The following is a 25,901-nucleotide window of genomic DNA, read 5'->3' as shown; positions in this document are numbered from 1 at the left end:
TCTATTCAGGGATTATGACCACGTGAAAACTATGCCGATGTCTGTGCTGCGCAATCGCTGGGCCGCCTATGTCCATGATTTGCTCTGGGTGCCGGTGGCCTTGTGGTTGGCGTACTGGACGCGTTTCAACTTCGAGTCGCTGCCGCTTTTTGCCTATGAGGGGTATTGGCCCAGCGTGTCCACCGCTCTGGTCGTACAGGGCGTAGTGTTTTTCATGTTCGGCCTCTACCGGGGTATGTGGCGCTTTGCTTCCATTCCCGATTTGATGCGCATTCTCCAGGCGGTGCTGGTCGGCACTGCCGCCACCTTTATTGCACTGTTTCTGCTCAATCGCCTGCAGGGCGTGCCGCGTTCGGTCATGCTGCTGTATCCCCTGTTCCTGGTCGCCGCCCTGAGCGGGCCGCGTCTTCTGTATCGCTGGCTGAAGGACCACAGCTTTCTTGCCATCCGTGGCGGCGGCAAGCGAGCCTTGATAGTGGGTGCCGGCCGCGCCGGCGAGATGCTGGTGCGTGATTTGATCAAGGACACTTCCTATCAGCCGGTGGGGTTCCTGGATGACGATCCGGTCAAGTCCGGGCGGGATATCCATGGCGTGAGGGTGGTTGGCCCGTTGGTAGAGTTGGAGCGGCAGATGGAGGAGCGGGCGGTGGATGTGGTGTTGATTGCCATGCCGTCGGCTTCTGCGTCGGTTATGCGGCGTATCGTGAGCGCTTGCGTCGCCCGGAACATCCCCTGCGTGACCTTGCCGTCGCTGACCGAGCTGGCAGATGGGCGCGTGGAGGTGTCGCGTCTGCGCGAGGTTCGCATTGACGATCTTCTTGGGCGCGCCCCGATACGCCTTGATGACTTGGACGTGCAGGCGTTTGTGGGTGGCCGGCGTGTCCTGGTGACGGGAGCCGGCGGTTCCATCGGTTCTGAGTTATGCCGCCAGGTGCTGGGCTATGGCCCGGCGCAACTGGTGATGCTGGACAACGGCGAGTTCAATCTGTATCGCATCGAGCAGGAAATGCGCGCCAACGACACCAGGCAGGCTTGCGTCGCGTTACTGGGCGATGTTCGTGATGCCGGTTCGATGCGCCGGGTGTTCGAGCAGTACCGGCCACAGGTCGTGTTGCACGCGGCGGCCTATAAGCACGTGCCCTTGGTTGAGGATAACGTTGCGGAGGGGGTCCGGACCAATGTGTTCGGGACGCAGTTGATCGCCGACCTTGCGCTGGAGTTCGGCGCGGAGAAGTTCGTTCTTGTGTCCACCGACAAGGCCGTCAATCCGACCAATGTCATGGGCGCCACCAAACGGGCGGCGGAAATCTATTGCCAGTCGCTGGCGGCCGCTGGAAAGACTGCGTTTATTACTACGCGATTCGGTAATGTGCTCGGGTCCGCAGGTTCGGTGGTGCCGCTGTTTCAGCGCCAGATCGCCGCAGGCGGGCCGGTGACCGTCACCCATCCCGAAATCAGCCGGTATTTCATGACGATTCCTGAAGCGGTCAGCCTGATCTTGCAGGCCGCCGCGATGGGCGAGGGCGGCGAAATCTATGTGCTTGACATGGGGGAGCCCATGCGCATCGTCGACCTGGCCGAGCAGATGATCCGCCTGTCTGGTCACGAACCCGGGCGTGATATCGAAATTCGCTTTATCGGATTGCGCCCCGGCGAGAAGTTGCACGAGGAGTTGTTCCATACCCAGGAGAACCTGATGGGAACACGGCACCCGAAGATTCTTCTGGCGGAAGCTCGCGGCATCGATCGGAGCGTATTGCTGGAGCAGTTGCAGAAGCTTGCTGATGCCTGTGCCGTTTATGAGGCTGCGCCTCTGCGGCACACCTTGAAGCTGATTGTTCCTGAATTTTCCGGATCGTTGCAGCCGAAGGCGGTTTCGGATGGACCGCCAATGCGTGGTGAGCAGTTGCATTGACTGGCCTCATGTTCATGCAGAGTGCCTGTGATCATTGAAATAGTTTTGTGCGGTAAGAATCGTGGGGTGTAGTGGTGCTGCGTTCACTGACGACCGGTATGCCGGAACTTCGCTACAGGAATTGGCAGGCGTGGAGCATTTGGCTGGCCCTTTTTCTGTTTCCTGTGTTTGCGGCGGGTGCCAAGGGCGGGGCGAGCTATCCCTTTGCCCTGCTGGTACTGATTGGCATGGTCTACGGTTGGCGTTGTTGGCCGGAATTGATGGTTTGGGAGCGGAGGTTATTCGCTGGGTTTGCGCTGGTGTTTGCTGTCGTGTTTCTGTCATTCGTCCTGGGAGATGACATGCGCGAAGGGGTGCGGCGGATCGAAAAATACGGCACATTTCTGTTTGTCTTCCCGGCCTATCTGGCGGTGCGGCGTTATGTGCAGGAGCCTGGGCGGCCGTTTCTTGCGGGGTTGTTACTGGCGCCTTTTGGTGCGTTATTTTTTGGTCTGGACTGGGATTTTGGTCGCATGGCGTCCGTGCTGATGTTGCGTGAGCGGCTGGGCGGTTTTTACGACACCATCATTCTGGGCAACATCGCCGGCTTGATGACGCTGCTCCTGTTGGCGGCTGTGCTGGTATTTGCCAAGAGGTGGAGCACCTTGTTGGCGGGCGGAGCACTGGTGTTGCTGGGGCTGGTGGTGGTGGCGGCCGCCGCCAGCCGGAATGGTTTGCTGTTCATTCCCATAGGCATGGCGGTTGTGTTCGGTCTGCTATATCGACAGGTAAACCTCCGACATGGTGTTGTGCTTGCTGCTGCTGTGGTGATTATTGTTGGGCTGGTGGCTGTGTCTCCCAACAATGTGGTTGTTGCAAGAGTCGCGGCTGCGGTTTCGCATTTGACCTCTCCGGATTCGGCCGGGGATTTTAACGTAGGCTCCCGGTTCGAGATGTGGCGCGACAGCCTGACCATGTGGCGTGAGGCGCCGGTGTTTGGCATTGGTCTGGGTGACTTCGAGCGGGAAACCGAGCGGCTGATCGCTGAAGGGCGCAGCAATTCAACGGTGGTATTCGGCCACGCCCACAGCATTTATTTCGATGCCTTGGCGACGACCGGGCTGGTGGGGCTGGTGGCGATGCTGTGGTTTGCCTTCTGGCGGCCGTTTCACATCGGTTGGTGTGCGTGGCGCACGGCGGTGACGCCGTGGCAGGTCTTTTATGCAACGGGGATTATGCTGACGGTGGTGGGGTTTCTGGTGTTTGGTTTGACCGAGGCGTGGTTTTCGCGCAATCCCATGGTCCGTACGTATTTGATGTGCCTCGTGATCATGCTGGCGGGATTGGCCGGGGGCCGGGTGGATGCAGGGCATGGGAACGATAAATCTCGCTTGGCGTAGCCGCGCCCCTTGATTACACGTAAATCACGTGTTACACGTATTGTCGTGTAGGTAACCACTGGGGGCTCTCATGAAGCAGAACATTACCCTTTCTATTGACAAGGAGTTGTTGGTCAAGTTGAAGATAGTCGCGGCGAAGCGCTCCACTTCCGTCAATCGACTGCTTACAGATGAGTTGCGCGAGATTATCGAAAAATCAGAAAGATATGAAATAAGCAAGCGTAGCGCCCTGCACGCTATCGAGATGGGAATGCGCTTGGGAGGAAAGCCCGCTTTGAGGGATGCACTCCATGAGCGATAGGCAGTTCGTCGACACCAATATCCTGATTTACGCGCACGATCTGGATGCCAAGGAAAGGCACGCCCGCGCCGCTGATGTCATCCGGAATTTGTGGGAAAGTGGTGGAGGGATAATCAGCATTCAGGTATTGCAGGAATTCTATGTCAACGTAACGCGGAAGATACCGGTGCCGCTTACGCCAGCGAAGGCCCGTGGTTTGATTGGTGCCTATCAGGTATGGAGTGTTGTGTCACCTACGGTTGAGACGCTGCTTGCCGCTTCAGACATTCAAGAAAAACATCAGCTTTCATTTTGGGATGCAATGATTGTCGCTTGTGCTGTGCAAGGCGGGGCAGACGTGCTGTTGACGGAAGACCTGAATCATGGGCAGATGATCGAGGGTGTCCGTATCGAAAATCCGTTCGCGCATTAGCCCACTGCTGAATTTGTCCATGCAGTGACGATGTATTTCGTAGTTTCTGTATGCCAATATTGGCTATCCGAACGATATTTGAGACTAATTTCATGATGCGCGGAAGTCTGAGGCTGGCGGGGGCGCTGGTATTGATGTTGGCGCTGACGGGCTGCGCCGGCATGGTGACGCAGCGGCTGGGGAATACCCTGTCCGATGCCATTTTGAACCAGGATGACCCCGAGACGGTACGCACCGGGGCGCCGGCCTATCTGTTGCTCATCGACGGCTTGATTGCCGATTCTCCCAACGACAAGAACACCCTGCTGGCCGGGGCGCGGCTGTATGGCGCCTATGCGGCCATCTTCGTGGACGACAAGGCGCGCGCCTTGCAGATGGCGAAGAAGGCGCGCGACTACGCCCGGCGCGGTCTCTGCGCCGACTACCCCCAGGTGTGCAGGGTGGAGGCGGCGCCCTATGACCAGTTCGTGCCGTCGCTGCATGAGGTGCAGGCGGAGGGATTGGATGCGCTGTACGTTTATGGCACGGCCTGGGCAGGACGCATCCAGGCGGACAGTTCCGACTGGGCTGCGGTGGCGGATCTGCCCAAGGTGGAGGCGGTGATGCGGCGGGTGGTGGCGATGGATGAGGCCCATGCCAACGGGCAGGCGCAACTCTATCTGGCGGTGCTGAATACCCTGGTGCCGCCGTCGCTGGGTGGGCGGCCGGAGGTGGGGCGCGGCTATTTCGAGAAGGCCATCGAGATTTCGCGGGGCAGGGATTTGATGGCCAAGGTGGAGTTTGCGCGCCGTTATGCGCGCATGGTGTTCGACCGGGAGCTGCATGACCGTCTGCTGCACGACGTGCTGGCGGCGGATGCGCGGGTGCCGGGCCTGGTACTGAGCAATGTGTTGGCGCAACAGGAAGCGGCGAAGCTGCTGGCGTCGTCGCGCGATTATTTCATGGAGTGAAATGATGATTGGGGCCGCTTCCAAGAATGATGTCCTGCCCGGATGGGTGGGGCTGAATCCCCCTCCCGGCCTCCCCCGCAGAGCGGGGGAGGAGGTGTTAGAGGATGCCTTCCGCGCAGCAGGGGAGGATGCATCACTCCCTCCCCATTGGATGGGGAGGGTTGGGGAGGGGGGCTGCGATGGGCACCCCCTCCCGGCCTCCCCCACGGTGTGGGGGAGGGGAAAATGCTCCCTTTCGTTCTCCTCCAATACCGTGGGTGAGGACACATCACTCCCTCCCCATTGGATGGGGAGGGTTGGGGAGGGGGGCTGTGATGGGCGCCCCCTCCCGGCCTCTCCCAGTGTCGTGGGGGAGGAGGAAAGTCGTTCTTTCTCCATGGGGGAGCGGTGGCGGCAGGTTGTTTTGAGCATGGTCTGGATGCTGGTGGTGTTGCTGCCCTTGCCGGCAGCGGCAGTGACCTTGAAGATCGCCACGGCGGCGCCGGACGGCACGGCCTGGATGGAGGCCTTCCGCAGGGGGGCGGAGGAGGTCAAGGCGCGGACTGCCGGGCGGGTTGAGTTCCGCTTTTATCCGGGCGGGGTGATGGGCAACGACAAGAGCGTGTTGCGCAAGATCCGCGTCGGGCAGTTGCACGGCGGCGCCATTACCGGCGGCGGTTTGGCCGAGATATACGCTGATGCGCAGATTTACAGCCTGCCCTTTGTCTTCCAGTCGCTGGCCGAAGTGGATTACGTGCGTGCGAAGATGGACCCGCTGCTGATGCAGGGGCTGGAGAAGGAGGGCTTTATCGGCTTCGGCATCAGCGATGGCGGCTTTGCCTATTTGATGTCCAATCGCCCAGTGCAGGCGGTGGAGGATCTGAAGCCGCTCAAGGTGTGGGTGCCGGAGGGGGATGTGATCAGCCACACGGCGTTCCAGGCGGTGGGGGTGCATCCGGTGTCGTTGCCGCTGACCGATGTGCTGACCGGTCTGCAGACCGGTTTGATCGATACGGTGGCGGCGTCGGGTGTGGGTGCCATCGCTCTGCAGTGGCACACACGGGTGAAGTACCTGACCGATACGCCTCTCATCTATCTCTACGGCACGCTGGTGGTATCCGCCAAGGCGTTCAGCCAATTGCAACCGGAAGATCAGGCCGTGGTGCGCGATGTGTTCGGCAAGGTGCTGGCGCAGCTCAACGCGCAAAGCCGTCTGGATGAGGTACGGGCACGCGAGGTGTTGCAGCAGCAGGGTATCGAGTTCGTGCCGTTGCAGCATGACAACGACGGTTGGCATGGGGTGGTGGAGCAGACCACACGGCGGCTGACCGAGCGCAAGGTGTTCAGCGCCGAGATGTTGCAGGTGTTGCAGCAGCATATCAGCGCCTACCGCGCGGGGGCGGCGCGATAGGCGCCGGCCCGCTCACGCAAAGGACAGCATGACGCGGCTGGGAGACAGGCTGGATCGCATCATCCGCGGCGTGCGCCTGGTGGAAGATGCGTTGATCGTGGTGCTGGTGCTGGCCATGATCCTGTTGGCTGCCAGCCAGATTTTGTTGCGCAATTTCTGGGGCGTGGGGCTGGTGTGGGCCGACCCCTTATTGCGCGTGATGGTGTTGTGGGTCGGTCTGTTGGGGGCCATGGCAGCGACCCGTCACAACAATCACATCACGGTGGATGTCTTATCCCGTTTTCTGCCGCCGTTGTTAAAGCGGGCCGGGCAGTGGATTACCGGTGTCTTCGCCTCTGCGGTATGCATGGTGCTGGCTTGGCATGGCGCGCGCTTTGTCGCCATGGAATATGAAGCCGGCACGATCCTTTTTTCCGGTATTCCTGCCTGGTGTTGTGAACTGATCATTCCCCTCGGATTCGGTGTGATGGCGCTGCGCTTCCTCGTGGTGACCATCCGGCCGCTGCCGGAGCCGGCATGAGCGCGGCCATCGGCCTGCTGTTGCTCGGGCTGGCCCTGCTGGGGGCGCCGCTGTTTGCGGTGATCGCCGCCAGTGCCTTGATCGGCTTCCATGCGGCGGAGATCGATCTCTCCGTGGTGGTGATCGAGTTCTACCGCCTGGCGGAGATGCCGATCCTGTTGGCGATCCCCTTGTTCACCTTTGCCGGTTACCTGCTCAGCGAGAGCAATGCGCCGCGCCGTCTGGTGCATGTGACCAGTGCGTTGCTGGGCTGGATGCCCGGGGGATTGGCGGTGGTGGCGCTGGTGGCCTGTGCCATCTTCACCGCCTTTACCGGCGCCTCCGGCGTCACCATCGTCGCACTGGGTGCACTGCTGTACCCTGCGCTGGCGCAGGCTGGTTACAACCGGCGTTTCAGCCTCGGCCTGATCACCACCTCCGGCAGTCTGGGTCTGCTGTTTGCGCCGTCGCTGCCGCTGATCCTGTATGGCGTCATTGCGCAGCAATTGGGGGTGGGCACCTCCATCACTATCGACGACCTGTTTCTGGCGGGCATCCTGCCGGGCCTGCTGATGGTGGCAGCCCTGTCGGCCTGGAGCATGTGGGTCAACCGTGGCCAGCCCCTGCATGGCATTGCCGGCACCAAGATCGGCAAGGCGCTGCGCGAGGCGATGTGGGAGATCCCGCTGCCGTTCATCGTGCTGGGCGGCATCTATAGTGGCTATTTTGCCGTGTCCGAGGCGGCGGCGGTGACGGCACTGTATGTGCTGATCGTCGAGGTGATGATCCATCGCGAGGTCAAGTACCGTGACCTGCCGCGCATCATCCGCGAGTCCATGGTGCTGGTCGGTGGGATTCTGGTGATCCTCGGCGTGTCGCTGGCCTCCACCAATTACCTGATCGATGCCGAGGTGCCGACGCGTCTGTTCGACGCGATCCGTGAGCACATCAAGGACCCGCTGACCTTCCTCATCCTGCTCAACATCTTTCTGCTCATCCTGGGCATGATGCTGGACATCTTTTCCGCCCTGGTGATCATGGTGCCGCTGCTGCTGCCCATCGCCCTGGGCTATGGCATCGACCCGCTGCACCTGGGCATCATCTTCCTGGCCAATATGCAGCTCGGCTACTTCACGCCGCCGGTGGGTATGAACCTGTTTATCGCCAGTTATCGTTTCAGGATACCGGTCATGCAGATCTATCACGCGACGCTGCCGTTTTTCTTCATCCTGCTGATGACGGTGTTGATCATTACCTATTGGCCGGCGCTGAGCCTGTATTTGCCGGGGCGGGCGGGGCCGTAGAGCCGAGGCGTGCCGCTACGTCCACGGCGTGGGCTCCTGCGGGGATGGAATAGTGTTGCGGCCTTCACGTTCTTGACCGAAGGCATGGCGTAAAAGACGGAATCCTTTGCACATCGGATGTTGCCATGAGCACTGACCTGCTGAATGAAAACAAGGACCTGCGCCGGCGTCTGACGGCGGTGATGGCCAACGCGCGGCATAACGAAGAGCGTATGCGGCGCTTCCATGAGCAGGAGCTGCGCCTGCTCAGTGCCGGCGGCCTGGTCGATCTGTTGCGCCATGCCGTGGTCGGGCATCGGCAGGTGTTCGGGCTGGAGGCGGTGACCATGACGCTGCTGGATCCGGAGTACGAGTTACAGCGTCTGCTGGCGGAGCTCGGTTGCAGCGACGGCTTTCCCGAACTGCGCTTCGTGGACTCAGGCGAGGAGCTGGCGGCCTTTTTCGGCACGGCCCAGTTGCCCAAGCTAGGTAGTTACCGCGCCGATCAGCATGCGGGCCTGTTTCACCTCGGTGCGCCGCCTGCCAGCGTGGCGGTGCTGCCCCTGCTGCGTCAGCGCCGCCTCATCGGCAGCCTCAACCTGGGCAGCCGCGAAGAGGGGCGTTTCATTCCCGGCAGTGCCACGGACTTTCTCGAACGCCTTGGGGCGGTGGTGGCCATCGGGTTGGAAAACGCCATCAACCACGAGCGCCTCAAGCATATCGGCCTGACCGATGCCCTTACCGGCGTGCACAACCGGCGCTATTTCGATCGTCGCCTGACCGAAGAGGTGGAGCGCGTGCAGCGCACCGGCCAGCCGCTGGCCTGTCTGTTTCTCGACGTGGATCATTTCAAGAAGGTCAACGATACCTACGGTCATCAGGTGGGCGATCGTGTGTTGCAGGAGGTGGCGGCGCGCATCAAGGCGCAGCTACGCCTGTCCGACGCGCTGGGCCGTTATGGCGGTGAGGAATTTTCCGCCCTACTGGTGCAGACCGACGCGGAACAGGCGCTGGATATTGCTGAGCGCATTCGTGCGGCCATTGCTGCCGAGCCGTTCCGGCTCGGTGGCGATCACAATCTCAACGTCACCATGTCCGTAGGCATGGCCATGTTGGGCGCGGTGGATTGTAGTGGCGATCTGGGCGCCTGCGCCGAGCGCCTGGTGGCCCAGGCCGATGAGGCGGTGTACCGCGCCAAACAGGGCGGCCGCAACCGGGTGGAGCGGATAGGGTAGGGTTCAATTCGTTGAGGAAGCTCTGAATAAGTTCAGAGCTTCCGCGGCACAGGGACGTGCCGCCATTTTCCGCCGACGATAAGTCGTTGGAACATGAAGCGAATCGAAAATCACACTTTTCGATTCGCGTGGGCTGAGAAGTCCAGGATAGACTTATTCAGACCTTCCTTAAGCCTAGTCGTTCATTCCTGTGCCGCAAGAGGCGCATTCCTCCGCGAAGTGCGTTACAGTTAACGCCATAAGATGGTTGCGACAGGGGTGCATCGTGGGACAGAAAGTCGCAGTAGCCACCGCAGTACGTCTGCTCGGTATCAAGCGGACGGAACTCCAGCATCTCATACATGACGGCGAATTGCCGGCGCCCGACGGCATGGTGGATATCGATCTGCTGCGCCAGCTCTATCCCCGCCTTGCCCTGCAGGATTCTGCCGTACTCGAACGCGTTCAGCTCATCAAGACCACGGCGTTTTCGCGCCGCGTGCGCAGTACGCTGGCGCCAGAGCGGGATGCCCTGGAGATACAGCTGCGCAAGCGCAACGCCGAGCTGTCGCTGGAGCGGGCGATGGCGAAAAAGTACCGCGAGATCATCGACCAGTTGTGCCGCAAGCTCGATGGGATGCAGGATGCCGGCGACGAGCAGCAGCGCCGGGTGGTGCATGACATCAACCGCTGGCTGCTGGAACGGCTGGAGAAATAGCCGGTCATCATGAGCCATCGTATCCGTCTGGTTCCCAGTGGCCGTGAGTTCACCGCCGAGGCGCAGGAAAGCCTGCTGGAGGCGGCGCTGCGCAACGGCGTGAATATCCCCTATAACTGCAGCGGTGGCAGTTGTGGGGTATGCAAGGCGCGGCTGCTGTCAGGCGAGATAGCCGCGCCGCGTTTTCACGACTATGTCTTCAGCGAGGCCGAGCGGGGGCAGGGCCAGGTACTGCTCTGCAGCGTCAGCGCCGGCAGCGATATGACGCTGGAGGTGCAGGAGATCGGCGACGCCCAGCAGATCCCCCGCCAGCAAATCATGACCCGTGCCGCCCGCATCGATCGGGTGGGCGACAGCTATGTGATGCTCACGCTGCGCACGCCGCGTAGCCAGACCTTGCAGTTTCTGGCTGGCCAGCACGTGGAGCTGCGCATCGGCGGCGAGCAGTGTTGCGATGCCGCCATTGCCAGTTGCCCCTGCAACGGTATGCTGTTGCAGTTTCATCTGGCGTTGCGCCCGGATGAGCCCTTCACCGTGCATGCCTTCGAGCAGTTACGGGTCAACGACGCTGTGGAGGTGACCGGTCCCTTCGGTACCTTTACCTTGGATGAGGCTTCGCGCCGTCCCATCGTGATGATTGCCCAGGACACCGGCTTCGCGCCGCTCAAGAGTCTGCTGGAGCATGCCTTTGCACTGGAGATGCCGCAAGCGCTGGCGTTGTTCTGGGTCAGCGCCTATGACGATGGGTTTTATCTTGCCAACCTGTGCCGCTCCTGGGTGGATGCCATGGATAATTTCAGCTATCAACCCCTGTTTCTGGAGCCGGGCGGTGAGGCGGTGACGGCGGATGTGCTGGTTGCCAGCATTGCGGCACCGGCACAGTGTGATTTTTATCTGGCCACGGCGGCGCCGTTGCGCACGGCGTTGCTCAAGTCGCTCACGGCATGCGGCGTGGCGGCGGACCGTATCTTTGTGATGGAGAAACGACAATGTGGAATGCGATGAAGTGTGGGGTGATGGCGGCTGTCGTGGTGCTGGCCGTGGCGGGTTGTACCAATCGTGACGACTGGTCGCGCCGTATCACCGATGCCGCGGCCAGCGCCGCCGGCCAGGGTAAGCTGGGCGAGGCGGAGATCATTGCCGGCCTGAAGGAGGCGCTGCAGGTGGGCACGCAGCGCGCGGTGCAGTTGCTCGGCAAGGACGGCGGTTATCTCAACGATTTGCAGGTGCGTATCCCGGTGCCAGAGTCGCTGCGCGGCATGGAGCGTACCCTGCGCGACCTCGGTCAGGGTAAGGCGGTGGACGATTTCATCACCACGTTGAACCGCGCCGCCGAGCGTGCCGCGCCGGAGGCGGTGGACATTTTTGTGGATGTGATTCGCGGCATGACCCTGGAGGATGCGCGAAAAATCCTCAACGGTCCCGATGATGCCGCGACCCAGTTTTTCCGCCAGCGCTCCGAGGTGAGGTTGAGCGACAAGCTGCGCCCGGTGATCGAGCGCGCCACCGCCCAGGTGGGCGTGACTTCATCCTACAAGGACATGCTGCGCCGCGCCGGGCCGCTGGCCTCGCTCATCGACAAGGAGGCGCAGGACATCGACGGCTATGTCACCGCCCGCGCCCTCGACGGCCTGTTCCACAAGCTGGCGGCGGAGGAAAAACTGATCCGCGACAATCCGGCGGCGCGCACCACGGAACTGCTGCGCAAGGTGTTCGGCAGCAAGGGATAACTACACACTGTAGGGCGCGAGCCGAGTCCTTTTAGCGATCTGTAGCGTTCCCACGTTCTGCGTGGGGATGCCATTGGCGACGCTCTGCGTCGCGGTGGACGCGGAGCGTCCAGGACCCCGTTCCCACGCGGAGCATGGGAACGATGAAGCAGAGCGTGGGAACGATGCATGTAGTTGCCCCCGCTGAGGGGAGGGATGCCGGCTTGTACCGCTGTGTGACTTACCAAAGTGTCCGCGTGCCGAAGGCCGCGAAGGCAGGATCGCGCGTCACCAGGATCAGGTCCTCGATCTCGCTTTGTGCGGCCAGCATGCGATCGAAAGGGTCGCGGTGAACTACGTCGTAAGTACCGGCGCGCAGGCTGTGCCGGTGGGTCATGGGCAGGTGAATAAAGCCGTCTTTATCCACCAGCTCCGCGTAGCGCGCAGTTGCTTGCGGCACTTCAGCCAGTTTTCCCAGCCTTTGCTTGATGGCGATTTCCCAGGCGCTCGCCGCGCTGGCAAATATCTCATTGCCCATCTCCGTGATGACCTGCCGGGCCGGCACCGAGAGGCGTGGGTCGTCAGTGAACCACCACAGCAGGGTGTGGGTGTCGAGCAGCAGCTTCACCGGCCTTCCCACGCCGCCAGTTCGTCCTCGGGGAGGGGTTCGAAAAAGGCATCTCCAACCCGGCCGGCCAGGCGCCCGGGCTGGCGCTGCGCTGGTGCGGGTTCCAGCGGTACCAGGCGCGCGTAAGGCTTGCCCGCCTTGGCGAGGATGATCTCCTGCCCGGCATGGGCCTGTTCCAGTAGCTTTGAGAAGTGGGTTTTGGCTTCGTGTACGTTGACGATGGTGGTCATCGCACAGCTCCTATGGACTAAGTTACTGGACTAAGTCTATAGGAGGGTGTGGGTTTGGGCAAGTTCAGGAATCCTTGCCGCCGCGCAGGTGCAGCATGGCGCGGGCGATGAGGTAGGCGCTGATCGGCGCGGTGATGAACAGGAACAGGGTGACCAGCAGTTCGTGCAGGCTGAGGCCATCGCCGCGGCTGGAGAAGTGCAGCACCGAGGCAATGAGGATGCCGCCGACGCCCAGGGTGGTGGCCTTGGTGGGGCCGTGCAGGCGCATGAACAGGTCGGGCAGGCGGGCGAGACCGATGGAGCCGATGAGGGCGAAGGCGCCGCCGATGACCAGGAACAGGGCGATGAGGGTTTCCAGCACGTCGTTGCTCCTTATTCGATGATGTCGCCGCGCAGCAGGTATTTGCACAGCGCCACGGTACCGACGAAGCCCATCATGGCGATGAGCAGGGCCGCCTCGAAGAAGGCGGTGAGGTCGAGGTAGATGCCGAACACCACCAGCAGGGCGATGGTGTTGATGTACATGGTATCCAGCGCCAGGATGCGGTCGGGCGCGCTGGGGCCGCGCAGCAGGCGCCAGAAGTTGAGCAGCAGGGCGACGGCGATGCAGACAAAGGCGAAGGCGATGGCGGCGTTCAGCATGGTTCGAAAATCTCCCGCAGCGGCTTCTCGTAGCGTTGCTTGATGGCGGCGATCGCCGCCGCCTCATCCTCCACATCCAGCGCGTGGATCAGCAGGGTCTTGCGATCCGCGCTCAGGTCGGACGACACGGTGCCCGGCGTGAGAGAGACGGTGCTGGCCAGCACGCTGATGGCGAATTCGTTCTGCAAATCCAGCGGCAGGTGGATGAAGGCCGGGCGCAGCCGGCGCGTGGGGCCGAGGATCAGCCGCGCCACGGTGATGTTGGCGAGGCCGATATCCCATAGCAACATGGCGATGTAGCGCAGCAGCTTCCACGGGCTGTAGATACGCGGCCGGTCGGGCCAGAAGCGCTGCGTCAGCAGCGGCAGGGCGATGGCGAGAAACGTGCCGAGCACCAGATGGCCCGGTGCGACGGTGTTCACCAGCAGCAGCCAGACCAGGAACAGGAACAGGCTGAACAGGGGTTGTGGCAGCAGGCGTCTCATGGCTGTCCTCCCAGTACCGCGGCGATGTACTGCTGGGGCGCGAGCAGTTGCACCGCGGTGGCTTCGGCGTAGCGGGTGATGGGCGCGGCGAATACTGTCATGGCCACGCTCATGGCGAGCAGCAGGGTGGTGGGCGCCAGGTGGGTCAGATTGGCCTGGCCGGTGACGGCGCCCTCACCGTCGGTCTTCCAGAAGATGCGGCTGCCGGCTCGGCTCAGGGCGATGAGGCCGGCCAGGCTGCCGACCAGGACGATGCCCCACAGCCAGGCCGCCTGTTCCGGCGCCACCGCCTTGAGCAGCAGCAGTTTGCCGATGAAGCCCGACAGCGGCGGCAGGCCGGCGGCGGCTACGGCGCCGAGGAAGAACAACACGCCGAGTTGGGTGGGTTGGGACAGGGGCGGACCGAGCACGAACTGGTCGCCGTGGTTGCCGCGCTGGCGGGCGATGAGGTCGGCGAGCAGGAACAGGCCGGCGCCGACCAGGGTGCTGTGCGGCAGGTAGTACAGCGCTGCACTGATGCCTCCCGCACTGAACAGGCCGATGCCGGCCAGCAGGGTGCCCACCGACACCACCACCAAGTAGGCGATTAGCACGCGCAGGCGCTGGCTGCCCAGCACGCCCACTGCGCCCACCGCCAGGGTGAGCAGGGCCAGCGGCAGCAGCCACTCGCCCACGTCGACGATGGCGCCGTCGGCGGGGAAGATCAGGGTGTAGGTGCGCAGGATGGCGTAGACGCCCACCTTGGTCATGATGGCGAACAGCGCTGCGACCGGGGCGACAGCGTTGCCGTACAGGGCCGGCAGCCACAGGTGCAGCGGCAGCAGCGCCGCCTTGAGGCCGAACACGGCGAGCAGCAGCAGGGCGCTGGCGCGCAGCAAGGTGGCGTTCTCCGGCGCGCTGGCGGCGACCTTCACCGCCAGGTCGGCCATGTTCAGGGTGCCGGTGACGGCGTAGAGGATGCCGACGCCGATGAGGAACAGGCTGGAGCCGATGAGGTTGAGCACCACGTAGTGCAGGCCGGCGCGGGTGCGCTCGGGTCCGGCGCCGTGCAGGGCCAGTCCGTAGGAGGCGATGAGCAGGATCTCGAAGAACACGAACAGGTTGAACAGGTCGCCGGTGAGGAAGGCGCCGTTGATGCCGAGCAGCTGCAACTGGAACAGCACGTGGAAGTCGCGGCCGCGCTTGTCGTCGCCATTGACCGCATAGAGCACCACCAGCAGCGCCAGCACGGCGGTGAGCAGCAGCATCAGGGCACTGAGGCGGTCCAGCACCAGCACGATGCCGAAGGGCGCCGGCCAGTTGCCGAGCTGATAGACGCCGAACGCGCCGTCGCCGGCAAAGCACACGAGCAGGATGGCGATGGGCAGCAGGCCGGCGGTGGCGCCGATGGACAGGGCGCGCTGCAGGCCGCGCCGGCCCACCAGCAGCAGGATCAGCATGCCGGCGACGAGCGGCAGCAGGAGGGGGGCGATGAGCCAGTGGTTCATTGCTCGTCTCCCTTGCCGTCGACGTGGTCGTTGCCCAGTTCACCGCGGGCGCGCAGGGCCAGGATCACCACGAAGGCGGTCATGCCGAAGCCGATGACGATGGCGGTGAGCACCAGGGCCTGGGGCAGCGGGTCGGCGGTGGGTAGGGCGCTGCCGGCCAGTGGGGGGGCGCCGGTGACCAGGCGACCGGTGAAGAACAGGAACAGGTTGACGGCGTAGGACAGCAGCGACAGGCCGAGCACCACGGGAAAGGTGCGCGCGCGCAGCACCAGATAGACCCCACAGGTCACCAGCACGGCAAGGGTAAGGGCGGCTAGGGCTTCCATCAGTCAGTTTCTCGCGTGGCGGCGCAACGCTGGGTCAGCTTGCCCAGGTTGGCCAGGATCAGCAGCACCACCCCCACCACCGTGAGATAGACGCCCAGGTCGAACAGCATGGCGGTGGCCAGCTCGAACTCGCCGGCCAGGGGCAGGTGGAAGTGGTCGAAGGCGGAGGTGAGGAAGGGACGGTCGAACAGCCAGCTGCCGGCACCGGTGGCGGCGGCGATGAGCACGCCCCAGGCGAGCACCGGGTGGTACTGCACCTGCCAGCGCTGGCGTGTCCATTCGATGCCGCTGGCCATGTATTGCAGGATCAGGGCCACGGCGGTGACCAGGCCGGCGATGAAGCCGCCGCCCGGGGCATTGTGGCCGCGCAGGAATAGGTAGACCGACACCAGCAGGGCCAGCGGCAGCAGGAAGCGGGTGAGCTGGGACAGAACCACCGGGTAGCGTTCGCTGGACCAGGGGCGGCCGCCCTGGTCGGTGGCGGGCATGTCCAGGCGCAGGTTGTCGAGCAGGGCGAAGATGCCGATGGCGGCGATGGCCAGGACGGTGATCTCGCCCAGGGTGTCGAAACCGCGGAAGTCCACCAGGATCACATTGACCACATTGGCGCCGCCGCCGCCGGGCAGGCTGTTCTCCACGAAGTAATTGGCGATGGTGGTATAGGGGCGGGTGAGCATGGCCCAGGTGATGAGGCCGACGCCGCCGCCCACGCCCAGCGCCAGCAGCAGGTCGCGGCCGCGGCGCAGGCGGGACGAGTCCACCTTGGCCTGCTGGGGCAGGAAATACAGCGCCAGCAGCAACAGCACGATGGTGACCACCTCCACCGACAGCTGGGTCAGGGCCAGGTCCGGCGCCGACCAGCGCACGAAGGCCAGTGACACCACCAGACCCACCACGCTGAGGGCGATGATTGCCGTGAGGCGTTGGCGCTGCCAGACGGTGGTGACCACAGCCGCCGCCATCATCACCACTGCGCCGAGCAGGGTGAGGGCGTCGATGGGGGCGGCGGGCACCGGCCCGGCGACGGGGGCGGCGCTGTCGAGGAAGGGCCAGGCGACGGCGGCCAGGGCGGCGAGCAGCAGCAGTGCGGCGTAGCGTTGCAGCGAACCGTTCTCCAGTGCGGCGGTGATCCGGTGCGCCACATCCATGACCCGCTCGATGGCGACCCAGAACATGGCGCGCGCGTCGGGGAAGGGGAATACATGGTCGTGGAAGTCGAACAGCTTCTGGCGCTGGGTGTACAGGGCGATGCCGCCGGCCAGGGCGATGAGGCTCATGACGAAGGGGGTGTTGAAGCCGTGCCAGATGGCCAGGCTGTAGTCGGGCAGCGGACCGTTGAGTACCGCGCCCGCCGCCATCGCCAGCAGCGGCGCCACGGTGAGTGCCGGCAGGATGCCCACCAGCAGGCACAGGGCCACCAGGATCTCCACCGGAACCTTCATGTAGCGCGGCGGCTCGTGTGGCGGGTACTTGGGCAGATCGATGGGTTCGCCGTTGAAGAACACGTCGTGGATGAAGCGGGCCGAATAGGCCACGGCGAAGATGCCGGCCAGGGTGGCCGCCGCCGGCAGCGCCCAGTTGAACGAACCCAGCGGGGCCAGGTGCAGGGTCTCGGCGAAGAACATTTCCTTGGACAGGAAACCGTTCAGCAGCGGCACGCCGGCCATGGAGGCCGCGGCCACCATGGCCAGGGTGGCAGTGTGCGGCATGTATTTCCACATGCCGTTGATGAGGCGCATGTCGCGGGTGCCGGTCTCGTGGTCGATGATGCCGGCAGCCATGAACAGGGAGGCCTTGAAGATGGCGTGGTTGATGATGTGGAACACGCCGGCCACGGCGGCCAGCGGTGTGCCGATGCCGAACAGCAGGGTGATGAGGCCCAGGTGGCTGATGGTGGAGTAGGCCAGCAGCCCCTTGAGGTCATGCTTGAACAGGGCGGTGTAGGCGGCGATGAGCAGGGTGGCGAGGCCGACGCCGCCCACCACGAAGAACCACAGCTCGGTGCCGGACAGGGCCGGATAGAGACGCGCCAGCAAGAATACGCCGGCCTTCACCATGGTGGCGGAGTGCAGATAGGCGCTGACCGGGGTGGGCGCCGCCATGGCGTGGGGCAGCCAGAAATGGAACGGGAACTGGGCCGATTTGGTGAAGGCGCCGAGCAGCACCAGCAGCAGCATCGGCGCGTAGAGCGGGTGGGCGCGGATGATGTCGCCGGCGTCGAGGATCACCGAAATCTGGTAGCTGCCGACGATGTGACCCAGGAGCAGGAAGCCGGCCAGCATGGCCAGACCGCCGGCGCCGGTGATGGCCAGGGCCATGCGCGCGCCGCGGCGGGCATCGGAGCGGTGGTGCCAATAGCTGATGAGCAGGAAGGAGCTGAGTGAGGTCAGCTCCCAGAACACCAGCAGTTGCAGCAGGTGGTCGGACAGGGCCACGCCCAGCATGGCGCCCATGAACAGCAGCAGCATGCCGTAGAAACGCCCCATGGGGTCGCGCTCGGACAGGTAGTAGCGCGCATACAGGATGACCAGCAGGCCGATGCCCAGGATCAGCAGCACGAACAGGGCGGCGAGGCCGTCCATGCGCAGGTGGATGTCCAGCCCCGCCTGCGGCAGCCAGGCCCAGTGCGCCTCCACCGGGGTGCCGGCGAACACCGCCGTCAGCGGCTCCAGGGCGAGCAGCAGGGCGGCGGCGGTGATCGCCGCCGCGGTCCAGGCGCTGGCGCTGCGGCCGAAGCGGATGGCCAGCGGCGGCAGCAGGGCGCCGAGCAGGGGCAGCAGGACGATGAGCAGGAGATTCATGGGCTGATTACGCTACATGATGAGTCGGACGGTTTATACATGACAACGCCGACCTCGTCACGGGGTCGGCGCGTCAATGGATGTGGCTGCTAATGAAAGTACAGTGACTATAACGATTATTTAACATGGCGAAAACTGCTTGAGCCGTGCCGGCGCTGTCGAGTAGGCTTGTGAGCCGGCGAATTTGGGGCCGGTTAGGGTTTTTCCAGTCGGTATAAACAGGTACTGTCATGCCCATTGAACACCACGATTTGCAGCACGATTTCCCCGAGTTTCATGACCGCATCCATGCGCTGAAGACCAGCAATACACATTTTGCCAAGCTGTTCGATGAATACCACGAGGTCGACCGCGCGGTGCGCCGCATCGAGCAGGAGATTGAAACCCCCTCCGATGCCTACACTGAGGAATTGAAGATGCGTCGGGTCAGGCTCAAGGATGAGCTTTACAGCATGCTGCGTGCTTGAAGCCGCAGCCACTCGAACCTCCATGTCTACTGCTGCCGTGGCGCTGACCGTTGAAGGACTGAGCTGTCGGCGCGCCGAACGCACGCTGTTTCGTGACGTATCCTTTGCGTTGCACGGCGGGCAGGTGTTGCAGATCGAGGGGCGTAACGGCTGTGGCAAGACCACGCTGCTGCGCACCCTGTGCGGACTGACCCGGCCGGCGGAAGGCCGCGTGTGCTGGGCCGGTGAAGACATACGGGACAACTACGCCGCCTATGCGGAAGAACTGGTCTACGTCGGCCACTCTGCCGGCATCAAGGAAGAACTCACCGCGCTGGAAAACCTGACCTTTGCCGCTGCCCTGGGCGGCGGCAAAGGACGCATCACGCCGGAGCAGGCGCTGCAACGTATCGGTCTGCCCTTTGAATGCGAAGACATTCCCTGCCGCAAACTCTCCGCCGGCCAGCGCCGGCGGGTGGCCCTGGCCCGCCTGCTGCTATCCTCCAGCCGCCTGTGGATACTGGATGAACCCTTTACCGCGTTGGATGTGACCGGGCGCACGCTGGTGGAAACGCTGTTGCGCGAGCATACGGCGCGCGGCGGCATGGCGGTGGTGACTTCCCATCATGCGGTGGATATGGAGGGCAGCGCCGTGCAGACGCTGCATCTGGGATGAGCCTGCCGCACGCCTGGTTTGCGCTGTTGCGGCGCGACGTGATGCTGGCGCTGCGCCAGCGCGGCCAGTTGGCCAATCCGCTGCTGTTTTTCGTGTTGGTGGTGGCGTTGTTTCCCCTCGGCATGAATCCCGATCCGGCCCTGTTGCGCTCGATTGCGCCGGGTGTGATCTGGGTGGGCGCCCTGCTGGCGGCGATGCTGGCGCTGGAGAGCATGTTCCGTTCCGATTTCGATGACGGCGCGCTGGAACAGATGCTGCTCACGCCCTATCCGCTGCCCTTGCTGGTGCTCGCCAAGGTGACGGCACACTGGCTGGTGACCGGTGTGCCGCTGCTGCTGGTGGCGCCGCTGCTGGCGCTGCTGTTGAATCTTGAAGGGGAGGCGGTGGTCATACTGCTGGCCAGTCTGGCCCTGGGGACGCCGCTGCTCAGCCTCATCGGTGCCATCGGCGTGGCGCTGACGGTGGGCCTGCGCCGTGGCGGCGTGCTGTTGTCGCTGCTGGTGTTGCCGCTGTATGTGCCGGTGTTGATCTTCGCCGCCGGCGCCGTGGGCAACGCCCAGGCGGGCATGGCGGTGACCGGGCAATTGGCCTTCCTCGGCGCCCTGCTGGCGCTGGCGGTGGCCCTGGCGCCGCTGGCGACGGCAGCGGCGCTGCGCATATCACTGGACTGAGGAACACGCCATGTGGGCATGGTTGCATCGACAGGGTTCGCCGAAACGTTTCTATAGCTGGTCTGGCGTATTGGCGCGCTGGGCCGGCTGGGGCAGCCTGCTGCTCGGCGTCGCCGGCCTGTATTACGCGCTGTTTGATTCGCCACCGGATTACCAGCAGGGCGAGAGCGTGCGCATCATGTACGTGCATGTGCCGGCGGCTTGGCTGTCCATGTTCATTTACATGAATATCGCCTTTGCCTCGCTGGTGTCCTTGGTGTGGCGCATCAAGGTCGCCGACATGTTCGCGGCCGCCAGCGCGCCCATCGGCGCCTGGTTCACCTTTCTGGCCCTGGCCACCGGCTCGCTGTGGGGCAAGCCCATGTGGGGCACCTGGTGGATCTGGGATGCGCGCCTGACCTCGGAACTTATCCTGCTGTTTCTCTATCTAGGCTATATCGGTTTGCTCGCCGCCATCGAGGAACGCGAAACGGCCGCGCGCGCCGCGGCGGTATTGGCCCTGGTGGGTGTGGTGAATATCCCCATCATTCACTACTCGGTGGAATGGTGGAGCACGCTGCATCAGGGCGCCACGGTGACCAAGTTCGACAAGCCATCCATCGCTTGGACCATGTTGCGGCCGCTCATGCTGATGGCGTTTTCCGCCACGCTGTTCTACATCGCCGTGGCGCTGCGCCTGGCACGGACGGAGCTGCTGCGGCGCGAGGCCGACAGCCTGTGGGTGCGTGAACTGGTTGAGCAGCATCAAGGCGTGGGGAGCCGGTAATGAGCGACTTTCTGCACATGGGCGGCTACGCCGCATACGTCTGGGCCAGCTATCTGCTCGGTCTTGTCGTGGTGATGGTGAATCTGTGGCAACCCTGGCGCGCCGAGCGCGAGGCATGGCGCTACCTGAAGCGACGCCAGCAAAGAGAGGAAAGAACACGTGAATCCGAAACGCCGTAATCGGCTGCTGATTATCGCCCTGCTGGTGGTGGGTGTCGGCACGGCCGTGGGCCTGGTGCTGGTGGCGCTGAACGAAAACATCAATCTGTTCTACAGCCCCACTCAGGTGGTGCGCGGCGAGGTGCCGCAGGGACATAACTTCCGCATCGGCGGCCTGGTGGCGGACGGCAGCGTGCGGCGCGAAGGGCAGGGCCTCACGGTCAGCTTCGACGTGACCGACGGCCCGCATCGCGTCACTGTCGACTACACTGGCATCCTGCCCGACCTGTTCCGCGAGGGGCAGGGTATTGTGGCCCAGGGCCGTCTCACGGCCGACGGTCGTTTCCGTGCCGATCAGGTGCTGGCCAAGCACGACGAGAATTACATGCCGCCGGAAGTGGCGGAGGCGCTGATGAAGGCGGAACAGGAAGGCGCGCTGGCCAATCCGCACAGCCCGCAATGACGATTTCGAACATCCACCCTCACGCCGCAGAGCCGGCACGGAACAAACGGAGATTCCGTTGCGGAACCCCCGTGGTGTCTGCCACCTCTGCGACAGGTCGTTAAGGAACCCACATGCTCCCCGAACTCGGTCATCTCGCTTTGATTCTGGCCCTGTGCCTAGCCTTGGTGCAGGGGGTGATGCCACTGGTCGGTGCTGCTCGCAATCTGGAGGGCTGGGTGGCGATGGCGCGGCCGGCGGCCTGGGGGCAGTTTCTGTTCCTGCTCACCGCCTTTGTGCTGTTGATCACCTCCTTCGTGGCCAATGACTTTTCTGTCGCCTACGTGGCGCAGCACTCCAACACCCTTTTACCCACCGTGTATCGTGTCTCTGCTGTCTGGGGTGGTCACGAGGGCTCGCTGCTGCTGTGGGCTTTTCTGCTGGGGGGCTGGACCGTGGCGGTGGGCACTTTCAGCTCTCATTTGCCGCGGCTGATGGTGGCGCGGGTGTTGGGGGTGATGGGCCTGGTCAGCAGCGGTTTTCTTGCCTTCCTGTTGTTCACCTCCAATCCGTTTAACCGCTTGTGGCCGATCCCGCCCGATGGCCGCGACCTCAATCCCTTGCTGCAGGATATCGGCCTGGTGCTGCATCCACCCATGCTGTACATGGGCTACGTGGGTTTCTCGGTCGCCTTTGCCTTCGCCATCGCCGCCCTGCTCGGTGGCCGGCTGGATCAAGCCTGGGCACGCTGGTCGCGGCCGTGGACCACGGTGGCCTGGGTATTCATGACCCTGGGCATTTCGCTCGGTTCCTGGTGGGCCTACTACGAGCTGGGCTGGGGCGGCTGGTGGTTCTGGGACCCGGTGGAGAATGCCTCCTTCATGCCCTGGCTGGTGGGCACCGCATTGATACACTCGCTGGCGGTATCGGAGAAACGCAGCGCCTTCAAGAACTGGACCGTGCTGCTGGCCATCATCACCTTCGCCATGAGCCTGCTGGGCGCCTTCCTGGTGCGCTCCGGCGTGGTGACCTCCGTACACGCCTTTGCCAATGACCCCAAGCGCGGCATTTTCATCCTGTTGCTGCTGGCGCTGACGGTGGGTGCCTCGCTGCTGGTGTATGCCTGGCGCGCGCCGCAGGTGAAGAGCACTGGCCACTTCGAGCTGGTATCACGCGAGACCCTGCTGCTCGGCAACAACGTGCTGCTGGTGGTGGCCACCGGGGCGGTGATGCTGGGCACGCTCTATCCGCTGCTGCTCGATGCCCTGGGGATGGGTAAGATCTCCGTTGGCCCGCCGTATTTCAACACGGTGTTCGTGCCGCTGATGGTGCCACTGCTGTTTATGCTCGGTATCGGTATCCTGGTGCGCTGGAAGCAGGATGTGGTGGAACGGTTGCAGCAGACACTGCGTCTGACCCTGGGGCTGAGCCTGGCGGTGGGCGCTCTGCTGCCGTGGCTGTTGTTCCGCTCCTGGGCGCCACTGGCGATGCTGGGTGGAGCACTGGCGGTATGGATCGTCGGTTCGGCCCTGCTCGATCTGCGTCTGCGTCTGCGCAACAGCACGAGTCTGTGGCAGGGACTGCGCCGTCAGGGACGCAGTTTCTGGGGTATGACCGCCGCCCATCTGGGCGTGGCGGTGACGGTGATCGGCATCACCTTCTCCAGTTACTACAGCCAGGAACATGATGTGCGTCTGGCGCCGGGGGAGACCTATGCCATGGGTGAACATCAGTTCATCTTCGAGGGTATTACTGAACATGACGGTCCCAACTACCGTGCGACGCGTGCCACCATTCGGGTGGAGAAGGAGGGGCAACGTGCGGTTGTGCTGCACAGCGAAAAGCGCCTCTATACGGTGAGCGGCATGCCGATGACCGAGGCCGGTATTGACTGGGGGCTGACTCGGGATCTGTACGTCGCGCTGGGCGAGCCGCTGGATGATGGTGCCTGGGCTGTGCGCCTCTACCACAAACCCTATGTGCGCTGGATCTGGCTCGGCTCCCTGTTGATGGCGCTGGGTGGCCTGCTGGCTGCCGCCGATCGGCGTTACCGTCTGAAGCGCAACCCAAGCGCAGGAGCCGCAGTATGAAGGCGCGTTTTCTGATCCCCCTCGGCCTGTTCGCCGCACTGGTGGCGCTGTTTGCCGTGGGTCTAGGCCTCAATCCACGCGAGGTGCCCTCGCCGCTGATCGACAAGCCGGTGCCAACCTTCGAGCTGCCGCAGCTGCATGCGGCGGACGCGGTGTTGGGCAGCGCCGATCTGGCGCGGCAGCCGGTGGCGCTGTTCAACGTCTGGGCCAGCTGGTGTGTGGCCTGCCGGCAGGAACACCCCTTTTTGATGGAGTTGGCGCAACGCGGTGAGTTCCCCATCTACGGCCTCAACTACAAGGATGAACGCAGCGATGCCATCGCCTGGCTCAAGCGGCATGGCAATCCCTACCGGGCGTCGGGCCACGACCTGGATGGCCGCGTCGGCATCGAATGGGGCGTGTATGGCGTGCCGGAAACCTTTCTCATCGATGGCCAGGGCAAGATCCGTTACAAGCACATCGGCCCGCTCACGCCGCAGGTATGGCGCGAGAAGATCGAGCCGCTGGTGCGGCAGTTGCAGCAGCAGGGGAAGGCATGATGCGTACGCTCATGATGGTACTGATACTGGCGCTGAATGTCCCGGCGTTTGCGTCCATCGGTGTGTACCAATTCGATACACCGGAACAGGAGGCTCGCTTCAAGCGTCTGTCGGAGGAGTTGCGCTGTCTGGTATGCCAGAACCAGAACCTGGCCGACTCCAATGCTGAGTTGGCGCTGGACCTGCGCCGTCAGGTGCATGCCATGATCCTGGCCGGCAAGAGCGATGCCGACATCGTTCGCTTCATGACCGATCGCTATGGCGATTTCGTGCTGTACCGCCCGCCCTTCAATGCCGGCACACTGTTGCTGTGGGTGGGACCGTTTGTGCTGTTGCTGGTCGGTGTAGTGGTGATGGGGCGGCTGGTCCGACAGCGCGCCGTCACCGCAGCAACGGATGATGCCCCGCTCAGCCGTGCCGAACAGCAGCAACTGGAGCAGATGCTGCAGCGTCAGCAGGAGGAGAAGGAATGATCACATTCGTGCTGATGGCGTGCGCCATGCTGGTGCTGGCAGTGGCGCTGGTGGTCTGGCCGCTGTATTTCCACCGCCGCGCCGCCGGGCCGGCGCGCGAGGCCATCAACGTGGCGCTGTATCGCGATCGTCTGGCCGAGCTGCAGGCCGAGCGCGACAGCGGCGCCCTGTCGGCGGATCAGTTTGCCCAGGCCGAGGTGGAGTTGCAGCGCGACCTGCTGGAAAATGCCATGCCCGAGACGCCAATGACGCCACTGCAGCGTCAGCCGCGCACGGCGATTGCCTTGGGCATGCTGCTGCCGCTGCTGGCCGGCGGCATTTATCTGTGGTTGGGCGCCCCCGACTTTATCGAGATGGAACGTGCTACGCAGCATCAGGTCGGTGGTGGCATGGGGAGTATGGATGAGGCGGTGGCGCGGTTGCGCAACCGCCTGGCCAATAATCCTAATGACCTGGAGGGCTGGCTGTTACTGGCGCGTTCGCTGACGGTGCAGCAGCAATATGGTGCGGCCGCCGATACCTATGCTCAGGCCATGCAGCAGATGGGAGAGCAGGCCGAGTTGCTGGCCCTTTATGCCGAGGCGCTGGCGATGGCGCAGGGCCGAGTAGGTGGTCGACCGGAAGAACTGGCCAGGCGCGCGCTGGAGTTGGATCCGAATAGCGTTATCGCCCTGTGGTTGAGCGGTTATGGTGCCAGCGAACGCGGTGACTTTGCCAGCGCGGTGGCGCGGTGGGAGCGCCTGCTCGGTCTGTTGCCGGCGGATGGTCGCATGACCACGATGGTGCAGGAGAGTCTGGCCGAGGCGCGCACACGACTCGGCGTCGCCGCGCCGGCGGCAGGGATGGAGGCAGCGGTGCGGATCAGCGTGCAACTGGCCGAGGCGTTGCGTGCGGAGTTGATGGCGCAGGATGTGTTGTTTGTCTATGCCCAGGACCCGGCCGGTGGACGCATGCCCATCGCCAGTGTGCGCCGTGCCGCCGTTTTCCCGGCGGAGGTGGTGCTGGATGATTCGACGCTGTTGCAATCGGGGCGCCGCCTGACCGATTTTCCGGCGCTCAGGCTGGTGGCGCGCATCTCGCGCAGTGGTGAAGCGACGACGCGCAGTGGCGACCTTTATGGCGAGGCACGCTGGACCGCAGGCGAGGGCAAGGCCACCATCGTCATAGAACGCACCGTGCCATAACCGCTGCCCGGCGGGACACAGCGGTAAGGGAAGCTCTGAATAAGTTCAGAGCTTCCGCGGCACAGGGATGTGCCGCCATTTTCCAAC

General features: G+C 63.6%; 30 protein-coding genes. 22 read left to right on the top strand and 8 right to left on the bottom strand.

The window, feature by feature from the left end; genetic code table 11:
• Positions 1–37 precede the first annotated feature (37 nt).
• The 12 genes from ACMV8A_RS09660 to ACMV8A_RS09605 all read left to right on the top strand — a co-directional run bounded on the left by ACMV8A_RS09660 (position 38) and on the right by ACMV8A_RS09605 (position 11,791).
• Positions 38–1,915, top strand: coding sequence for a polysaccharide biosynthesis protein (locus ACMV8A_RS09660; protein WP_495325570.1), 1,878 nt, complete (start codon positions 38–40; stop codon positions 1,913–1,915).
• 74 nt (positions 1,916–1,989) lie between these two features.
• Entirely contained in the window at positions 1,990–3,294 is a 1,305-nt protein-coding gene (locus ACMV8A_RS09655) for an O-antigen ligase family protein (RefSeq protein WP_495325569.1), read from the top strand.
• A 70-nt stretch (positions 3,295–3,364) separates the two neighbouring features.
• Positions 3,365–3,595 carry a hypothetical protein gene (locus ACMV8A_RS09650; protein ID WP_495325568.1) on the top strand — a complete coding sequence of 77 codons (231 nt, stop codon included), beginning with the start codon at positions 3,365–3,367 and terminating at the stop codon, positions 3,593–3,595.
• Complete coding sequence (locus ACMV8A_RS09645) at positions 3,585–4,007, top strand: PIN domain-containing protein (protein ID WP_495325567.1); 423 nt, start codon at positions 3,585–3,587, stop codon at positions 4,005–4,007. The genes ACMV8A_RS09650 and ACMV8A_RS09645 overlap by 11 nt, the downstream gene beginning before the upstream one ends.
• A 92-nt stretch (positions 4,008–4,099) precedes the next feature.
• Positions 4,100–4,957: a TRAP transporter TatT component family protein gene (locus ACMV8A_RS09640; RefSeq protein ID WP_495325566.1), complete on the top strand. Its 858-nt coding sequence runs from the start codon at positions 4,100–4,102 to the stop codon at positions 4,955–4,957.
• 409 nt (positions 4,958–5,366) lie between these two features.
• Positions 5,367–6,347: a TRAP transporter substrate-binding protein gene (locus ACMV8A_RS09635; protein ID WP_495325565.1), complete on the top strand. Its 981-nt coding sequence runs from the start codon at positions 5,367–5,369 to the stop codon at positions 6,345–6,347.
• Positions 6,348–6,375: 28 nt separating this feature from the next.
• Positions 6,376–6,867 (top strand): TRAP transporter small permease, encoded by a 492-nt coding sequence (locus ACMV8A_RS09630; protein WP_495325564.1) that lies wholly within the window; start codon positions 6,376–6,378, stop codon positions 6,865–6,867.
• Complete coding sequence (locus tag ACMV8A_RS09625) at positions 6,864–8,150, top strand: TRAP transporter large permease (protein ID WP_495325563.1); 1,287 nt, start codon at positions 6,864–6,866, stop codon at positions 8,148–8,150. Before ACMV8A_RS09630 ends, ACMV8A_RS09625 begins: the two co-directional genes overlap by 4 nt.
• A 125-nt stretch (positions 8,151–8,275) precedes the next feature.
• Positions 8,276–9,364, top strand: a complete 1,089-nt coding sequence (locus ACMV8A_RS09620) for a GGDEF domain-containing protein (RefSeq protein ID WP_495325562.1) — start codon at positions 8,276–8,278, stop codon at positions 9,362–9,364.
• A 265-nt stretch (positions 9,365–9,629) separates the two neighbouring features.
• Entirely contained in the window at positions 9,630–10,061 is a 432-nt protein-coding gene (locus tag ACMV8A_RS09615; protein ID WP_495325561.1) for a hypothetical protein, read from the top strand.
• A 9-nt stretch (positions 10,062–10,070) separates the two neighbouring features.
• Positions 10,071–11,066: a 2Fe-2S iron-sulfur cluster-binding protein gene (locus tag ACMV8A_RS09610; protein WP_495325560.1), complete on the top strand. Its 996-nt coding sequence runs from the start codon at positions 10,071–10,073 to the stop codon at positions 11,064–11,066.
• A complete protein-coding gene (locus ACMV8A_RS09605) occupies positions 11,051–11,791 on the top strand; it encodes a DUF4197 domain-containing protein (RefSeq protein ID WP_495325559.1) in 741 nt (246 codons plus the stop codon). Before ACMV8A_RS09610 ends, ACMV8A_RS09605 begins: the two co-directional genes overlap by 16 nt.
• Positions 11,792–12,011: 220 nt before the next feature.
• On the opposite strand, the gene ACMV8A_RS09600 is transcribed toward ACMV8A_RS09605, so the two are convergent.
• The 8 genes from ACMV8A_RS09600 to ACMV8A_RS09565 all read right to left on the bottom strand — a co-directional run bounded on the left by ACMV8A_RS09600 (position 12,012) and on the right by ACMV8A_RS09565 (position 18,369).
• A complete protein-coding gene (locus ACMV8A_RS09600; protein WP_495325558.1) occupies positions 12,012–12,398 on the bottom strand; it encodes a type II toxin-antitoxin system VapC family toxin in 387 nt (128 codons plus the stop codon).
• Positions 12,395–12,628: a type II toxin-antitoxin system Phd/YefM family antitoxin gene (locus ACMV8A_RS09595; RefSeq protein ID WP_495325557.1), complete on the bottom strand. Its 234-nt coding sequence runs from the start codon at positions 12,626–12,628 to the stop codon at positions 12,395–12,397. The genes ACMV8A_RS09600 and ACMV8A_RS09595 overlap by 4 nt, the downstream gene beginning before the upstream one ends.
• Positions 12,629–12,692: 64 nt before the next feature.
• Positions 12,693–12,989, bottom strand: coding sequence for a Na+/H+ antiporter subunit G (locus ACMV8A_RS09590; protein ID WP_495325556.1), 297 nt, complete (start codon positions 12,987–12,989; stop codon positions 12,693–12,695).
• Between the two features lie 11 nt (positions 12,990–13,000).
• On the bottom strand, positions 13,001–13,270 hold the full coding sequence (locus ACMV8A_RS09585) for a K+/H+ antiporter subunit F (RefSeq protein WP_495325555.1): 270 nt from the start codon (positions 13,268–13,270) through the stop codon (positions 13,001–13,003).
• The gene (locus tag ACMV8A_RS09580) at positions 13,264–13,755 is read right to left on the bottom strand and encodes a Na+/H+ antiporter subunit E (protein ID WP_495325554.1); all 492 of its coding nucleotides are present in this window, start codon (positions 13,753–13,755) and stop codon (positions 13,264–13,266) included. The genes ACMV8A_RS09585 and ACMV8A_RS09580 overlap by 7 nt, the downstream gene beginning before the upstream one ends.
• Positions 13,752–15,242 carry a monovalent cation/H+ antiporter subunit D gene (locus ACMV8A_RS09575; protein WP_495325553.1) on the bottom strand — a complete coding sequence of 497 codons (1,491 nt, stop codon included), beginning with the start codon at positions 15,240–15,242 and terminating at the stop codon, positions 13,752–13,754. Before ACMV8A_RS09575 ends, ACMV8A_RS09580 begins: the two co-directional genes overlap by 4 nt.
• A complete protein-coding gene (locus tag ACMV8A_RS09570; RefSeq protein WP_495325552.1) occupies positions 15,239–15,568 on the bottom strand; it encodes a Na+/H+ antiporter subunit C in 330 nt (109 codons plus the stop codon). Before ACMV8A_RS09570 ends, ACMV8A_RS09575 begins: the two co-directional genes overlap by 4 nt.
• Entirely contained in the window at positions 15,568–18,369 is a 2,802-nt protein-coding gene (locus tag ACMV8A_RS09565) for a monovalent cation/H+ antiporter subunit A (protein ID WP_495325551.1), read from the bottom strand. Before ACMV8A_RS09565 ends, ACMV8A_RS09570 begins: the two co-directional genes overlap by 1 nt.
• 230 nt (positions 18,370–18,599) lie before the next feature.
• Here ACMV8A_RS09565 and ACMV8A_RS09560 point away from each other — a divergent pair, with 230 nt between their 5' ends.
• The 10 genes from ACMV8A_RS09560 to ccmI all read left to right on the top strand — a co-directional run bounded on the left by ACMV8A_RS09560 (position 18,600) and on the right by ccmI (position 25,814).
• Complete coding sequence (locus ACMV8A_RS09560; protein WP_495325550.1) at positions 18,600–18,836, top strand: HP1242/YdcH family protein; 237 nt, start codon at positions 18,600–18,602, stop codon at positions 18,834–18,836.
• 22 nt (positions 18,837–18,858) lie between these two features.
• Positions 18,859–19,491 carry a cytochrome c biogenesis heme-transporting ATPase CcmA gene (ccmA, locus tag ACMV8A_RS09555; protein ID WP_495325549.1) on the top strand — a complete coding sequence of 211 codons (633 nt, stop codon included), beginning with the start codon at positions 18,859–18,861 and terminating at the stop codon, positions 19,489–19,491.
• Positions 19,488–20,162: a heme exporter protein CcmB gene (gene ccmB / locus ACMV8A_RS09550; RefSeq protein ID WP_495325548.1), complete on the top strand. Its 675-nt coding sequence runs from the start codon at positions 19,488–19,490 to the stop codon at positions 20,160–20,162. The genes ccmA and ccmB overlap by 4 nt, the downstream gene beginning before the upstream one ends.
• A 10-nt stretch (positions 20,163–20,172) precedes the next feature.
• Positions 20,173–20,928 carry a heme ABC transporter permease gene (locus tag ACMV8A_RS09545; RefSeq protein ID WP_495325547.1) on the top strand — a complete coding sequence of 252 codons (756 nt, stop codon included), beginning with the start codon at positions 20,173–20,175 and terminating at the stop codon, positions 20,926–20,928.
• Complete coding sequence (ccmD, locus tag ACMV8A_RS09540; RefSeq protein WP_495325546.1) at positions 20,928–21,107, top strand: heme exporter protein CcmD; 180 nt, start codon at positions 20,928–20,930, stop codon at positions 21,105–21,107. The genes ACMV8A_RS09545 and ccmD overlap by 1 nt, the downstream gene beginning before the upstream one ends.
• Entirely contained in the window at positions 21,088–21,549 is a 462-nt protein-coding gene (gene ccmE / locus ACMV8A_RS09535; protein ID WP_495325545.1) for a cytochrome c maturation protein CcmE, read from the top strand. The genes ccmD and ccmE overlap by 20 nt, the downstream gene beginning before the upstream one ends.
• Before the next feature lie 113 nt (positions 21,550–21,662).
• A complete protein-coding gene (locus tag ACMV8A_RS09530) occupies positions 21,663–23,618 on the top strand; it encodes a heme lyase CcmF/NrfE family subunit (RefSeq protein WP_495325544.1) in 1,956 nt (651 codons plus the stop codon).
• Positions 23,615–24,157 carry a DsbE family thiol:disulfide interchange protein gene (locus ACMV8A_RS09525; RefSeq protein WP_495325543.1) on the top strand — a complete coding sequence of 181 codons (543 nt, stop codon included), beginning with the start codon at positions 23,615–23,617 and terminating at the stop codon, positions 24,155–24,157. Before ACMV8A_RS09530 ends, ACMV8A_RS09525 begins: the two co-directional genes overlap by 4 nt.
• Entirely contained in the window at positions 24,154–24,630 is a 477-nt protein-coding gene (locus ACMV8A_RS09520) for a cytochrome c-type biogenesis protein (protein ID WP_495325542.1), read from the top strand. Before ACMV8A_RS09525 ends, ACMV8A_RS09520 begins: the two co-directional genes overlap by 4 nt.
• Positions 24,627–25,814 carry a c-type cytochrome biogenesis protein CcmI gene (gene ccmI / locus ACMV8A_RS09515; RefSeq protein WP_495325541.1) on the top strand — a complete coding sequence of 396 codons (1,188 nt, stop codon included), beginning with the start codon at positions 24,627–24,629 and terminating at the stop codon, positions 25,812–25,814. Before ACMV8A_RS09520 ends, ccmI begins: the two co-directional genes overlap by 4 nt.
• Positions 25,815–25,901 lie beyond the last annotated feature (87 nt).

The sequence above is a fragment of the Sulfurivermis sp. genome, assembly GCF_059410345.1.
This window is presented reverse-complemented; position numbering and strand designations above follow the sequence as displayed.

What these genes read in the sequence shown, in the direction of transcription:
- ACMV8A_RS09660 (WP_495325570.1), top strand. Translation starts at nt 38, where the DNA reads ATGTCTGTGCTGCGCAATCGCTGGGCCGCCTATGTCCATGATTTGCTC.
- ACMV8A_RS09650 (WP_495325568.1), top strand. Translation starts at nt 3,365, where the DNA reads ATGAAGCAGAACATTACCCTTTCTATTGACAAGGAGTTGTTGGTCAAG.
- ACMV8A_RS09645 (WP_495325567.1), top strand. Translation starts at nt 3,585, where the DNA reads ATGAGCGATAGGCAGTTCGTCGACACCAATATCCTGATTTACGCGCAC.
- ACMV8A_RS09640 (WP_495325566.1), top strand. Translation starts at nt 4,100, where the DNA reads ATGATGCGCGGAAGTCTGAGGCTGGCGGGGGCGCTGGTATTGATGTTG.
- ACMV8A_RS09635 (WP_495325565.1), top strand. Translation starts at nt 5,367, where the DNA reads ATGGTCTGGATGCTGGTGGTGTTGCTGCCCTTGCCGGCAGCGGCAGTG.
- ACMV8A_RS09630 (WP_495325564.1), top strand. Translation starts at nt 6,376, where the DNA reads ATGACGCGGCTGGGAGACAGGCTGGATCGCATCATCCGCGGCGTGCGC.
- ACMV8A_RS09625 (WP_495325563.1), top strand. Translation starts at nt 6,864, where the DNA reads ATGAGCGCGGCCATCGGCCTGCTGTTGCTCGGGCTGGCCCTGCTGGGG.
- ACMV8A_RS09620 (WP_495325562.1), top strand. Translation starts at nt 8,276, where the DNA reads ATGAGCACTGACCTGCTGAATGAAAACAAGGACCTGCGCCGGCGTCTG.
- ACMV8A_RS09610 (WP_495325560.1), top strand. Translation starts at nt 10,071, where the DNA reads ATGAGCCATCGTATCCGTCTGGTTCCCAGTGGCCGTGAGTTCACCGCC.
- ACMV8A_RS09605 (WP_495325559.1), top strand. Translation starts at nt 11,051, where the DNA reads ATGTGGAATGCGATGAAGTGTGGGGTGATGGCGGCTGTCGTGGTGCTG.
- ACMV8A_RS09595 (WP_495325557.1), bottom strand. Translation starts at nt 12,628, where the DNA reads ATGACCACCATCGTCAACGTACACGAAGCCAAAACCCACTTCTCAAAG.
- ACMV8A_RS09585 (WP_495325555.1), bottom strand. Translation starts at nt 13,270, where the DNA reads ATGCTGAACGCCGCCATCGCCTTCGCCTTTGTCTGCATCGCCGTCGCC.
- ACMV8A_RS09580 (WP_495325554.1), bottom strand. Translation starts at nt 13,755, where the DNA reads ATGAGACGCCTGCTGCCACAACCCCTGTTCAGCCTGTTCCTGTTCCTG.
- ACMV8A_RS09575 (WP_495325553.1), bottom strand. Translation starts at nt 15,242, where the DNA reads ATGAACCACTGGCTCATCGCCCCCCTCCTGCTGCCGCTCGTCGCCGGC.
- ACMV8A_RS09570 (WP_495325552.1), bottom strand. Translation starts at nt 15,568, where the DNA reads ATGGAAGCCCTAGCCGCCCTTACCCTTGCCGTGCTGGTGACCTGTGGG.
- ACMV8A_RS09565 (WP_495325551.1), bottom strand. Translation starts at nt 18,369, where the DNA reads ATGAATCTCCTGCTCATCGTCCTGCTGCCCCTGCTCGGCGCCCTGCTG.
- ACMV8A_RS09560 (WP_495325550.1), top strand. Translation starts at nt 18,600, where the DNA reads ATGCCCATTGAACACCACGATTTGCAGCACGATTTCCCCGAGTTTCAT.
- ccmA (WP_495325549.1), top strand. Translation starts at nt 18,859, where the DNA reads ATGTCTACTGCTGCCGTGGCGCTGACCGTTGAAGGACTGAGCTGTCGG.
- ccmB (WP_495325548.1), top strand. Translation starts at nt 19,488, where the DNA reads ATGAGCCTGCCGCACGCCTGGTTTGCGCTGTTGCGGCGCGACGTGATG.
- ACMV8A_RS09545 (WP_495325547.1), top strand. Translation starts at nt 20,173, where the DNA reads ATGTGGGCATGGTTGCATCGACAGGGTTCGCCGAAACGTTTCTATAGC.
- ccmD (WP_495325546.1), top strand. Translation starts at nt 20,928, where the DNA reads ATGAGCGACTTTCTGCACATGGGCGGCTACGCCGCATACGTCTGGGCC.
- ACMV8A_RS09530 (WP_495325544.1), top strand. Translation starts at nt 21,663, where the DNA reads ATGCTCCCCGAACTCGGTCATCTCGCTTTGATTCTGGCCCTGTGCCTA.
- ACMV8A_RS09525 (WP_495325543.1), top strand. Translation starts at nt 23,615, where the DNA reads ATGAAGGCGCGTTTTCTGATCCCCCTCGGCCTGTTCGCCGCACTGGTG.
- ACMV8A_RS09520 (WP_495325542.1), top strand. Translation starts at nt 24,154, where the DNA reads ATGATGCGTACGCTCATGATGGTACTGATACTGGCGCTGAATGTCCCG.
- ccmI (WP_495325541.1), top strand. Translation starts at nt 24,627, where the DNA reads ATGATCACATTCGTGCTGATGGCGTGCGCCATGCTGGTGCTGGCAGTG.